Here is an 11,367-nt window from a genome sequence, read left to right as displayed (position 1 = left end):
GACCGCCCAGCCGGCGAGCCCCACCACTGTCACGCCGCCCCTCCGGGGGCGAGGAGTTCCATGATGGCTTCGACGTTGCCCTGGAGCTGCGCCGCATCCAAACCGAAACTCGGGGAGTAGAGCAACGTCTGCTCGTACAGTCCGTCGAACCGCTCGTGCAGCTGCTGGGGGACCTCGTCCGGGGTGCCGGCCACCGCGAACAACTCCACTACGTCGTCGGGAACGGCGGCGATCATGGCGTCGATGTCGCGTCGCGACCACGCTGCGCGAGCATCCGCCGCCATCGACTCGAGGCCGTGCACGGCGAACGCGGGCAGATAGGTGCGCACGACGGCGTAGAAGCCGATCTGCGCCTTCGCCCAACGCAGCGCCACGTCGGGATCCTCGTTGATGCTGCAGATGACGTAGCCCGCGATGGGCACCGAGCGGCTTCGGTCAGCGCGAGCTGCGCCGTCGTCGAGGGCCGGACGCACGACGTCCTCCACGTAGCGGCGACTGAAGATCGGATGCCCGACCAGACCGTCGGCAACAGACCCGGCTGCCCGGACCATCCGCGGGTTGACGCCGGCAAGGTAGACGGGAATGTCGGCTCGCAAGGGCGGGCGCACCGCCGCAGTGGGGGTCAGGGCCAGATGATAGAAGTCCCCGTCGTGTGACACGCCGGTGTCGTCCATCGACCACAGTCGGCGCAGCAGCGGAACCAGCTCCTCCACCCTCCGCGCCGGAGCCGTCGGATCGCTGCCGTGCCAATCGCGCTGCATCGTGCGCGTGCCGGTCCCCAGACCCAGGATCAGGCGCCCCCGGCTGAGCTCATCGAGATCACGCGCTTCGGCGGACAGCACGAGCGGCGAGCGCCCGACCGCGTAGGCGATCGCGCTGCCGAGGACCACACGAGAGGAGACCATCGACATGGCCGCCAGGGATACGATCGCCGTGCGCTCGTAGAACTCGGTCGTCCAGACCGAGTCGAAGCCGGCGGCCTCGGCGCGACGGGTCACGTCCTGGACCAGGTCCAGGTCGCCCCCGAGCAGCACCAGGCCTCTGCTGCGCCCTGGGGACGGAGTCGGCACCGATGTGTCTGCCACGGAGAACCGTCATACTCCGACGGTGCTGGTGGGCACGAGGCCGCGCACGAGTTCCTGGAGGACTTCGCTGGCCTCGCGCGCCATCTGCGGGACGAAGGTGGCCGCGTCGACGACGTCATGGATCCCGCTCGCGACCTGTCCGGCCGCGACCAGGCCCTTCTCGAAGTCGCCGGTGGACTGGGCGAGCTGCAGCGCGTGGTCCTTCCACTCGGTCAGCTCGTCGATCGTCATCTCTCCGTTGGCGACGATCTCCAGCAAGCGGTCAGTGGCGGCGGTGCGAAGGCCGCGCGCCGGACCGTACACGCCAGGGAACACGACGTCGTCGCCCTCTCGCGCGTCGACGATGAACTGCGCGACCGACGGGTGCCAATCGGTGTTGTCGGCGGAGGCGATGAACCGCGTGCCCATGGCGACGCCCGACGCACCGAGGGCCAGTGCGGCGGCCAGGGTGCGCCCGTCACGGGCACCGCCCGACAGGAGGACGGGCACCGACACCGCCGCCGTGACGTTCGGCAGCAACACGAAGGTGTGCACGGGAGAGTGGTGCGTATGGCCGCCCATCTCGTATCCAGAGGCGATGATGACATCGGCCCCTGCTTCCTCGGCCTTGATCGCCTGGCGCGTGCTGCCCACCTTGTGCTGATGGATCAGGCCCGCGTCCTTGATCCGCGATGCGAAAGCCCCCGGGAAACCGGCGCTCGTGGTGAGCACCTTCAACTGCTGACCCACCTTGCTGTCGGCTTCACGGGCCGCGATCACGGCGTTGATGTAGGCCTCCGTGATCGGCAGGACCTTGCCATTATCGTCAGCGCCGACAGGGACATTGACCGCGAACGGCTTGTCGGTGAGCTCGGCGCACGCGGAGATGTGGCTACGCATGATCGCTGCGCCCTCGCTCGGTTCCTGCGACATGCCCGGCATGCTGATGGTGCCCATACCGCCGGCGTTGCTCACAGCCGCAGCCAGGGCCACGGTCTTGAAGGGGCCCATCCCCTCTTGGATGATCGGGTGCTCGATGCCCACGAGCTCGGTGTAACGGGTAGGGAGAACAGACATTTCGGCTCCTAGAGAAGTCAGAGGTCTAGCGGTCGGCAGTGAGGATCAGAGCCGATCCGTCGTTGAGGGCGCCGGAGGTGACCACGGCAACCTCGTGACGAGGCGCCTGGCGCTCGCCACATCGGCCCTGCACCTGAAGCACGGCCTCGGTGATCGTGTTCATGCCGTGCAGGTATCCCTCGGCGAGCAACCCGCCGTGGGTGTTCATCGGCAGTGAGCCGTCGATCGCTGTCGCGCCCGAGCGGATGAACTCGCCCGCTCCCCCACGCTCCGCGAGACCGAGCCCCTCGATGGTCATCAGCACCGTGCTGGTGAAGCAGTCATAGATCTCGGCGACGTCGACGTCTCCCGGACCTATTCCCGCTCGACCGAACAACTCGTCGCGCAACAGGTAGCCGTAGTTGTGGGTGAAGTCGTCGGTCAGCAGCTGGTCGCCGATGTCGAGGCCGGGACGAGGTCCGGCCGCATACGCACCCGAGGCGACCCGGACCGGGGGGTGGGCGAGGTCGCGGGCACGGTCGAGTGTGGTCACGAGGAGCGCGCACGCCCCGTCGACCTCGGTGGTGCAGTCGGCGGCACGGAACGGGTCGGCAATCCACGGGCTGTTGAGGTAGGCGTCCATGTCGAGGGGCTTGCGCAGGATCGCACGGTCGTTCAACTCCGCGTAGGCGCGCTGGGCGATGGCTACCGCCGCCAGATCCGCCTCGGTCGCGCCGACCTCGTGCATGTAACGACGTGCCCACATGGCGATGTACATCAGGTAGGCGTTGTAACCGATGGGGTAGCGGAACTGCGCGGCGCCTCCGGCGAAGGCGCCGCTGCCGACCCGGATTCCGGAGCGGCCGTTGAGTGCGCGGAAGACCAGGACCGCCTCCGCCTGTCCGGTCGCCACGGCGGTGGCGGCCTGATGGGTGATGATGCTCGGTGACTGACCGCCCTGCTGGAAGTCCAGCACATAGCGCAGTCGCGGCAGCGCCAGCGCAGTGGCGACCGCCTCGCAACTCACTGAGTCGTTGAGCACCGAGAAACTCGCCACGCCGTCTACGTCGTCCTTGGACATGCCGGCGTCAGCCAGCGCGTTCCGGGTGGCTTCGGCAGCCAACGACAAGACGGTGCGGCCCGAGTTGCGGGACAGCGGTGTGTACCCGACTCCGGCGATGGCCACCTCACGCATGCGCGTTCCTCTCTGACGTACTCTATTGATTGGTAAATGTTCAACCGAAGAGATAGTTTATGTCCTAACGGTCGAGTTGTCTACGCTCAGCGGCCGTTCGTCCCGAGTTCTCGCCAAGGCAGCGCTCCCAGTGGCACCGGCGCCGCACCTGGCCGCACCACCACCGCGGTGCCTCCGGCCCCGTCGGAGACCAGTCGTGCGCGGACGGGCTCGCGGACCGCGTGTGCTCGCGCCGCGGCGAGGACCGCCGCCGCGTCCGCGTGCTGCTCGCACAGGGACAGGTGATAGCGAGTCGGCGGCAGCAGGCGCGGCGTCCACTCCTCGCTGTGCAGGACCTCGGCCGGGCGGACCCAGACGGAGTCGACGGCCTCGCCCTGGTCGTGCTCCGAGATCTGTCCGGGTGGACTGGCGGCGTAGTAGAAGTAGGTGTCGAACCGGCGCGGTGCGCCCTCGGGAGTGATCCACCGGTCGTGGAAGGCGAGGGATCCGGGATCAAGACGGAGCGCCCTCTGGTCGAATGCCTCGGCGAGCGACGCTCCACTCGCCAGCGCGGCTCGAACGGCACGCGCGTGCTCGCCACTCGCGGGGGCGCCCGCGCCGTCGATGGCCAGCAGGATCAGCGCCTCCTCGCAGGTTTCCCGCACCCCCGCGACGAAGGCGTCGTCGATGACACCGGCGACCTGCTGCGGACCTGTCAGGGGGAGGCGCTGGTCGCTGTCGTCGACACTCCCACCCGGGAAGACGAACCGGTCCGGCGCGAACGCCGCCTTCGCCGTCCTGCGCAGCAGCAACACCTCCACCCCATCGGTTCCGTCGCGGACGACGACCACACTTGCCGCTCGTCGCGGGGTCACCACCCCGCTGTCAGTACTCACCATGCCCACTCTCCCATCCATGCAGACGGATATCGACTTATCGGTCGAATGATTGTAGAGTCTCGCACAACCGGCCGGAGCGCCACGAGAGAGAGGCGCAGAGTGAAGGAGCAACCTGATGAACGAGGTCGTGATCGTCGATGGTGTCCGCAGCCCCATGGGCAGGCGGGGAGGCGGTTTGGCCGACGTTCATGCGGTCGACCTCCTGGCGCACGTGCTCAGCGCGATCGTCGACCGCACCCGGATCGACGCGGCGACGGTTGACGACGTGATCGGCGGCTGCGTAGGGCAGGTCGGCGAACAGTCCACCAACGTCACTCGCAACGCGTGGCTGGCGGCGGGGCTTCCCGTATCGGTGCCAGCGGTCACCGTCGATCGCCAGTGCGGCTCGAGCCAGCAGGCGCTTCACTTCGCCGCCCAAGGGATCGCCTCGGGCACCTATGACGTCGCCATCGCGTGCGGCGTGGAGTCGATGAGCCGGATTCCGATCGGCTCAGCTGCCACCTTCCTGGGCTCTCCCTACAGCGACCGGCTACTGGCAGCGCATTCCTTGGTCTCGCAGGGCGAGTCGGCCGAGCTGATCGCGGAGAAGTGGGGATTCTCCCGCTCAGACCTGGACACGCTGGCCGTACGCTCCCACCGCACCGCCATCGCGGCACGGGACGCAGGAGTCTTCGCGCGCGAGATCGCCCCCGTCCAGGTGGGCGAGACACTGGTGGACCACGACGAGGGGATCCGCGAACCCGACCCTGACCGCATCGCCTCGCTGAAGCCGGTCTTCAGAGAGGACGGCGTGATCACCGCGGCGACCTCCTCCCAGATCACCGACGGCGCTGCGGCGCTGCTGCTGATGAGCGGGGACCGCGCGCGGGAGCTGGGCATCACGCCCCGGGCGCGGGTGGTCTCGATGGCGCTTGCCGGCGACGACCCGGTGATGATGCTGACGGCGCCGGCACCGGCCACGCGCAAGGCCCTCGATCGAGTCGATCTTGTCGTGGACGACCTCGACGCGGTCGAGATCAACGAGGCGTTCGCAAGCGTCGTTCTGGCCTGGCGCGACGAGCTGAACATCTCCGAACAGTGGTACGACGAGCACGTCAACGTGCATGGCGGGGCGATGGCCCTGGGGCATCCCCTCGGCGGGTCGGGCGCGCGTCTGATGATCAGTCTGATGTCGGTGCTCGAGGAGCGCGGCGGTCGCTATGGACTGCAGACCATGTGCGAAGGCGGCGGCCAGGCCAACGCGACGCTCATCGAGCGTTGGGGGGCCGCGCAATGACCGACACGTTCGTCGCGGGCACGGGCATCGCAGTCTTCGACCGCGCCCCCGCCACTCGATCCGCCAAACAGGTCGAGCACGCCGTACGCGCTGCACTCGCGGATGCCGCCGTCGGACTTGATCAGATCGACGCCGTCTATATGGGCAACGCCGCGAGCGGCCTGCTCACCGGCCAGGAGATGATCCGCGGTCAAGTACTTCTGCGCCAGTTCGATCTGCGTGGTGTGCCCATCGTCAACTGCGAGAACGCCTGCGCAAGCGGCTCCACTGCGCTCCACCTCGCGGACACGGCGCTCCGCGCCGGTCGGGCCGGCACCGTGCTGGTCGTCGGAGCGGAGAAGATGGCCAGTGAGGACAAACAGCGCCCGATGATCGCCTTGGCCGCAGCGGTGGACCAAGAGCGGCTGGAGGAGGAATCCCCCGACGTCCGAGGCAGCGGCTCTCTGTTCATGGACATCTACGCGCAGCTGGCGCGTGACTACATGGAGGAGCACGGGGCCACCCCCGAGGATTTCGCCGCGCTGGTCGTGAAGAACCGGCGTCACGCCTCCCACAACCCGGTCGCCCAGTTCACGGCCGCCATCACCGTCGAGGAGGTCCTCGACTCCCGGCTGATCAATGACCCCCTCACCCTGCCGATGTGCTCACCCATCGGCAACGGCGCGGCGGCCCTCATCCTCACCGTCGAGCCCGCGCCCGAGGCCACGACGGTGCGGCTGCTTGCCTCCAGCCTGGTCTCCGGTCGAGGACGGCACTCCGAGCCGGCCGTCGCCCATGCGGCGCGGTTGGCCTTCGACCAGTCGGGGGTCTCACCCGGCGACGTGCATCTGGCCGAGGTGCACGACGCCACCGCGCCCGCCGAGCTCATCGCGCTGGAGGAGCTCGGTCTGCTCGCACCCGGCGAGGGCGTCTTCGCGGTGCGGAAGGGGCGGCTGAGCGTGGGAGGCGACCTGCCGACGAATCCCAGCGGAGGCCTGGTCTGCAAGGGCCACCCGGTGGGTGCCACCGGCGTGGCACAGGTGGTCGAGGTGGCCGACCAGCTCAGGGGTCGCGCCGGCGGGCGTCAGGTCGAGGGCGCCCGGATCGGGATCACCGAGAACGCCGGCGGGTGGCTGGGCGGGGACGTCGCCGCGGCCGCCGTGCACCTCCTGGGGCGGTGACCGATGAGCGACGCGGCCCGAGCGGGCGCCCACGGGATCGCCTTCGAGCGCTCCCCCCGCACCACCCGGTACCTCGACCCCTCCCAGAACTGGGCGCCTGCCCAGATCACCAGCGAGATCCGGCGTGACCCGTTGCTGGGCACCACCGGTCGGCTCGCCCACTTCGTGGGATTCCGACCTCAACCGGAGGACTTCGCAGAGCTTGCCGAGACGACCCGCGAGGTCTGCCCCTTCTGTCCCGAGCGCCTGGAGGTCGTGACCCCGCAACTCCCTCCCGATGTCTTCGCCGAGGGACGTCTGAGCCGGGGGGAAGCGACCCTGGTGCCGAACCTGTCCCCCTACGACGCCTTCAGCGCGGTGACGGTGATCTGCGCCCAGCACTTCGTCGCGATCGATGCGTGGTGCCCTGACGTCCTGCGCAACGCCATCAGTCTTGCCGGCGACTATGCGAAGGCGGTGCGCGAGGCCGGGAACGACCTGCCGTTCACACTGCTGAGCTGGAACTACATGCCGCCCGCCGCGTCGACGCAGATCCATCCCCATCTGCAGGTGATCGTCACCGACGAGCCGGGAGAGAACGTCAAGAGGCGGATTCGCGCGCAGCGGGAGTACTTCGAGCGTTGGGGACGCCCCTACTTCGACGACCTGGTCGAGACCGAGCGTGCCCTGGGTGAGCGCTGGGTGTACGACAGCGAGCACCTGACGGTGCTGACCGACTTCGTCTCACTCTCGGCGCTGTCGGACGTGCGCATCGTCTTCTCTGACCATCAGGTGCTCGACACCCTCGACGACGCGGCCTTGGCCGACTTCTCCACGGTCACCGCCCGGCTGCTGAGTGCACTCGGGGAGACCGGCATCTCGAGCTTCAACATGTCCTTCTTCCCGGCCACCCTGGATGCCGCCGACGGCGGGCGGCTGCACGCCGTACTCACACCACGGCTGTCCTTCTCCCCCGCACTGCACGCGAACGACATCGGTGCGCTGAACCTGCAGCTGGGCGAGCCCTATATGGCGCGTAGCCCGGAGGACCTCGCCGCCTCGCTGCGGCCTGCGTTCGGCCAGGCAGCCCCGGACACCCCTTCAGGAGGGTCATGATGGACTTCGCCGAATCCGAACTCCACCACGACATTCGCGCTTCGGTGCGCGCCATCGCTGAGAAGTACGGCCATGCCTACTACCAGCGCACGGCCGCCGAGGGGTCGCGCAGTGAGGAGCTGTGGAACGAGGTCGCAGAAGCCGGGTTCGTCGGGGTGAACCTCCCCGAGGAGTACGGCGGCGGCGGGCTGGGGATCAGCGAGCTGGCGATCGTCGGCGAGGAACTGGCCGCTCACGGCTGTCCGCTGCTGCTGCTGGTCGTGTCGCCCGCGATCTGCGGCACGGTGATCTCCGCCTACGGCACCTCCGAGCAGAAGCAGCGTTGGCTGCCCGACCTGTGCTCGGGGTCTGCCAAGATGGCCTTCGCGATCACCGAACCCGAAGCCGGGAGCAACAGCCACCAGCTCGCCACCCGGGCCAGCCGTGAAGGTGAGGAGTGGGTGCTCAACGGCACCAAGCACTACATCTCAGGCGTGGACGAGAGCCATGAGATCCTGGTCGTGGCCCGCACGGGGCGCACCGACTCCGGCCGCGGACGGTTGAGCCTCTTCGTCGTACCCACGGACGCGGCGGGGCTGAGCATGCACCCGATCCCGATGCAGGTCAACGCCCCGGAGAAGCAGTTCACTCTCACCTTCGAGGACGTGCGGTTGCCCGCCGACCGCTTGCTGGGCGAGGAGGGCGAGGGGCTGCGGCAGATCTTCGTCGGGCTCAACCCCGAGCGCATCATGACAGCCGCCCACGCCTGCGGACTGGCTCGTTACGCGCTGGACAAGGCCGCCCGCTATGCGCAGGAGCGGGTGGTGTGGGGGGTGCCCATCGGTGCACACCAGGGGGTGGCGCACCCGCTCGCGGAGGCCTCGATCCACCGCGACCTGGCGTGGCTGATGACCCAGAGGGCGGCTTGGCTGGTCGACGCAGGCATGGACCCACGAGAATCGGGGGTCGCCGCGAACAGCGCGAAGTTCGCCGCGGCGGATGCCGCTGGGGAGGCATTGGACCGCGCGATCCAGGTGCACGGCGGCCACGGCCTGTCCACAGAGTTCGGCCTGGCGGACCTCTGGGGCTTCGTGCGACTGCACAAGACGGCGCCAGTGAGCCGCGAGATGGTGCTCAACCACATCGCGCAGCAGGTGCTGCACCTGCCGAGGTCGTACTGATGTGGCAGGCAGCGCTGCCGGTGCTGACCGGGATCCGGGTCCTTGACCTCAGCCTGCAGCTGCCGGGACCGTACGCGACCCGACTGCTGGCCGACATGGGTGCCGACGTGCACCGGATAGAGCCGCCCGGCGGCGACCCGGCACGTGCCTTCCTCTCCCTCTACACCGAGGTCAACGTCGGCAAGAAGGTGGAGGAGGTGGATCTCAAGTCGGACGCCGGCCTTCGCCGCGTCCTCGATCTCGCACGTGACTGCGACGTTTTGGTCGAAGGCTTCCGACCTGGAGTTCTCGCCCGGCTGGGCCTGGGCTACGAGGCGGTGGCGCAGACGAACCCGGGAGTGATCTACTGCTCGATCTCTGGATACGGCCAGGTCGGCGAGCGTGCCGACAAGCCCGGTCATGACCTCACCTACCATGCCGACGCCGGCACGCTCGCGCAGGACGGACCCTCCTCCTCGAGCGTGCCACCACTCCCCATCGCCGACCTGGCCTCCGGGCTGATGGCGGCCACGACCATCAGCGCCGCTCTCGTGGGTCGCGCAGGCACGGGCGCGGGCGCCCATCTCGACGTGAGCATCGCGGACGTGATGGCCTCCTGGACGTTCCCCGTCGCGCTGTCCCGCGCGGCTCGCGAGGTGGACCTGTTCGGTTCCACTCCGCACTACGGCGTCTTCGACACCGCCGACGGTCACCGGGTCGCGCTCGGGATCGTCCACGAGCAGCACTTCTGGGAGCGGTTCTGTGACGAGTTCGACCTCGCCGACGAACGCAGCTCCACCTTCGCGGAGCGCCAACGCGACTATGAACGCCTGCGGCGCAGATTGGAAACACTGTTCGCCGGCCTCACGGCCGCAGAGGTCATTGCCCGAACGACGCAGGTCGACGTGCCCGCGGCCATCGTCCGACGGCCGGAGGACGTGCTGGACAGTGCTCCCTTTGAGCGTCGCGGACTCATCCGCGGCAGTGGATTTCGTGGCAGATACGCTCACCCGGTACGTTTTGCGGCGATCTCCACAGCGGCGTCCCCTGAGGGAGATTCGTCCACCCCAGGAGCGACACCATGAGCGACCCAGCCACCGAGCCCGACGCCGGGCGGCCGCCGTTGAGCCGAGTCGCGCGCAAGCGCAACCAGCGCATCGATGCGATCTTGAACGTCGCCGCCCAAGTGGTGGCCGAGCATGGCTACCACAACACGTCCCTGGAGATGATCGCCGACCAGGTTGATCTTACGAAGGCGTCCCTGTACCACTACTTCGAGAGCAAGGACGACCTCTTCAGCGCCTGCTTCCAGGCGGTCGCAGAGAAGACCATCGCCCGTCTCGCGGCCGTCGCCGACGCCGCGCCGACCCCGCTGGACGCGTTGCGCGACCTGATCCTCGAGCAGTTGGAGATCTTCGTCCACGACGACCCCGACATGGCGCGCCTGTTTCTGCAGCACCAGGACTGGCCGGAGTCGATGCGCGAGAAGCAGCGGCACTGGCGCAGGCTCCACGAAGACATCTTCGTCGCGGTCGTCGAGGATGGCGTGGCTTCGGGTCAACTGCACCCGCGCGATCCGCGGGTCGCCCTGCACTGTATGCACGGTTCGATCAACTTCGTCCCGATCTGGTTCCGTTCGCGGTCGGCGGCCGAGGACAAGAAGGCTCTGTCTCTCGTCAGCGAAAGCATCCTCGACATTTTCCGCTAGCAGCCCGAAAGGCTCTGATTCATGACGCTCGACCAGTTGTTCGGCCTCGCTGGCCGCACCGCCCTTGTCACCGGAGCCACGCGTGGGATCGGTGAGGCGATGGCCCAGTCGCTCGACGCTGCAGGCGCCCGAGTGATCCTCGCGGGCCGGGACCGGCAACGACTCGACCAGGTGGCCTCGGCGCTCGAGCACGACCCCGTGGTCCTCACCGCCGACCTGCAGGACCCCGACGGGCCGACGAGCCTCGCCCGTGAAGCGCGTGCCTCGGCCGGGGCGATCGACGTCCTCATCAACAACGCAGGAGGATCCTGGAACCAGGCCCTCAGCGACGTGGATGACGAGAGCTGGGATCGCACCCTCCGAACCAACCTCACCGCTGTCTTCGCGCTAACCCGCGAACTGGCTCCGGCGATGGCCGAGCGTGGCTGGGGTCGGGTGGTGAACGTGGCGAGCGTCATGGGGTTGGTCGGCGACACCCACTCCAGCGCCTATGCGGCGAGCAAGGGCGGCATGATCGCCATGACCCGCTCACTGGCGGCCGAGCTCGGGCGCGACGGGGTCACCGTCAACACCCTGTGCCCGGGCTGGGTGGAAACAGACCTCGTCAGCGACCTCCACTCCGACGAGCGGTTCCAACAGCGCGTTGTGCGGCGTACCCCCGTCCGGCGTTGGGGGGTGCCCGCCGACATGGCTGCTGCCGCCGTCTTCCTGTCCGGTCCTGGATCGGCGTTCATGACCGGGCAGACCCTCGTCGTCGACGGCGGTCTCTCGGCGACCTGGTGACGAGGCAAGCCGG

General features: G+C 68.5%; 11 protein-coding genes. 7 read left to right on the top strand and 4 right to left on the bottom strand.

Features of this window, described 5'->3' with window-relative positions; genetic code table 11:
• Positions 1-29: 29 nt before the first annotated feature.
• From K4G59_RS17720 to K4G59_RS17705, 4 genes are all read right to left on the bottom strand, one after another.
• Entirely contained in the window at positions 30-1,034 is a 1,005-nt protein-coding gene (locus tag K4G59_RS17720) for an LLM class flavin-dependent oxidoreductase (protein ID WP_231252388.1), read from the bottom strand.
• Positions 1,035-1,094: 60 nt separating this feature from the next.
• Positions 1,095-2,141: an NAD(P)H-dependent flavin oxidoreductase gene (locus K4G59_RS17715; protein WP_269210370.1), complete on the bottom strand. Its 1,047-nt coding sequence runs from the start codon at positions 2,139-2,141 to the stop codon at positions 1,095-1,097.
• Between the two features lie 25 nt (positions 2,142-2,166).
• Positions 2,167-3,315: a thiolase C-terminal domain-containing protein gene (locus tag K4G59_RS17710; RefSeq protein WP_231252386.1), complete on the bottom strand. Its 1,149-nt coding sequence runs from the start codon at positions 3,313-3,315 to the stop codon at positions 2,167-2,169.
• An 86-nt stretch (positions 3,316-3,401) separates the two neighbouring features.
• Positions 3,402-4,190: an NUDIX hydrolase gene (locus tag K4G59_RS17705; protein ID WP_231252385.1), complete on the bottom strand. Its 789-nt coding sequence runs from the start codon at positions 4,188-4,190 to the stop codon at positions 3,402-3,404.
• A gap of 118 nt (positions 4,191-4,308) precedes the next feature.
• On the opposite strand from K4G59_RS17705, the gene K4G59_RS17700 reads away from it, so the two are divergent.
• Genes K4G59_RS17700 through K4G59_RS17670 form a run of 7 tightly spaced genes read left to right on the top strand, consistent with a single transcriptional unit; the run spans position 4,309 to position 11,354 of the window.
• Positions 4,309-5,469 carry a thiolase family protein gene (locus K4G59_RS17700; RefSeq protein WP_231252384.1) on the top strand — a complete coding sequence of 387 codons (1,161 nt, stop codon included), beginning with the start codon at positions 4,309-4,311 and terminating at the stop codon, positions 5,467-5,469.
• Positions 5,466-6,629, top strand: a complete 1,164-nt coding sequence (locus K4G59_RS17695; protein WP_231252383.1) for a thiolase family protein — start codon at positions 5,466-5,468, stop codon at positions 6,627-6,629. The genes K4G59_RS17700 and K4G59_RS17695 overlap by 4 nt, the downstream gene beginning before the upstream one ends.
• Positions 6,630-6,632: 3 nt before the next feature.
• On the top strand, positions 6,633-7,724 hold the full coding sequence (locus tag K4G59_RS17690; RefSeq protein WP_231252382.1) for a hypothetical protein: 1,092 nt from the start codon (positions 6,633-6,635) through the stop codon (positions 7,722-7,724).
• On the top strand, positions 7,724-8,884 hold the full coding sequence (locus tag K4G59_RS17685) for an acyl-CoA dehydrogenase family protein (RefSeq protein WP_231252381.1): 1,161 nt from the start codon (positions 7,724-7,726) through the stop codon (positions 8,882-8,884). Before K4G59_RS17690 ends, K4G59_RS17685 begins: the two co-directional genes overlap by 1 nt.
• Positions 8,884-9,948: a CaiB/BaiF CoA transferase family protein gene (locus K4G59_RS17680; protein WP_231252380.1), complete on the top strand. Its 1,065-nt coding sequence runs from the start codon at positions 8,884-8,886 to the stop codon at positions 9,946-9,948. Before K4G59_RS17685 ends, K4G59_RS17680 begins: the two co-directional genes overlap by 1 nt.
• Positions 9,945-10,571, top strand: coding sequence for a TetR/AcrR family transcriptional regulator (locus K4G59_RS17675; protein ID WP_231252379.1), 627 nt, complete (start codon positions 9,945-9,947; stop codon positions 10,569-10,571). Before K4G59_RS17680 ends, K4G59_RS17675 begins: the two co-directional genes overlap by 4 nt.
• A 21-nt stretch (positions 10,572-10,592) precedes the next feature.
• The gene (locus K4G59_RS17670; RefSeq protein ID WP_231252378.1) at positions 10,593-11,354 is read left to right on the top strand and encodes an SDR family NAD(P)-dependent oxidoreductase; all 762 of its coding nucleotides are present in this window, start codon (positions 10,593-10,595) and stop codon (positions 11,352-11,354) included.
• The last annotated feature ends 13 nt before the right edge of the window (positions 11,355-11,367 follow it).

It is taken from the genome of Nocardioides furvisabuli, assembly GCF_021083185.1.
Lineage (GTDB): Bacteria > Actinomycetota > Actinomycetes > Propionibacteriales > Nocardioidaceae > Nocardioides > Nocardioides furvisabuli.
This window is presented reverse-complemented; position numbering and strand designations above follow the sequence as displayed.

Coding starts and splice junctions, on each gene's coding strand:
- K4G59_RS17680 (WP_231252380.1), top strand. CDS start 8,884: ATGTGGCAGGCAGCGCTGCCGGTGCTGACCGGGATCCGGGTCCTTGAC.
- K4G59_RS17685 (WP_231252381.1), top strand. CDS start 7,724: ATGGACTTCGCCGAATCCGAACTCCACCACGACATTCGCGCTTCGGTG.
- K4G59_RS17675 (WP_231252379.1), top strand. CDS start 9,945: ATGAGCGACCCAGCCACCGAGCCCGACGCCGGGCGGCCGCCGTTGAGC.
- K4G59_RS17670 (WP_231252378.1), top strand. CDS start 10,593: ATGACGCTCGACCAGTTGTTCGGCCTCGCTGGCCGCACCGCCCTTGTC.
- K4G59_RS17715 (WP_269210370.1), bottom strand. CDS start 2,141: ATGTCTGTTCTCCCTACCCGTTACACCGAGCTCGTGGGCATCGAGCAC.
- K4G59_RS17710 (WP_231252386.1), bottom strand. CDS start 3,315: ATGCGTGAGGTGGCCATCGCCGGAGTCGGGTACACACCGCTGTCCCGC.
- K4G59_RS17700 (WP_231252384.1), top strand. CDS start 4,309: ATGAACGAGGTCGTGATCGTCGATGGTGTCCGCAGCCCCATGGGCAGG.
- K4G59_RS17690 (WP_231252382.1), top strand. CDS start 6,633: ATGAGCGACGCGGCCCGAGCGGGCGCCCACGGGATCGCCTTCGAGCGC.
- K4G59_RS17695 (WP_231252383.1), top strand. CDS start 5,466: ATGACCGACACGTTCGTCGCGGGCACGGGCATCGCAGTCTTCGACCGC.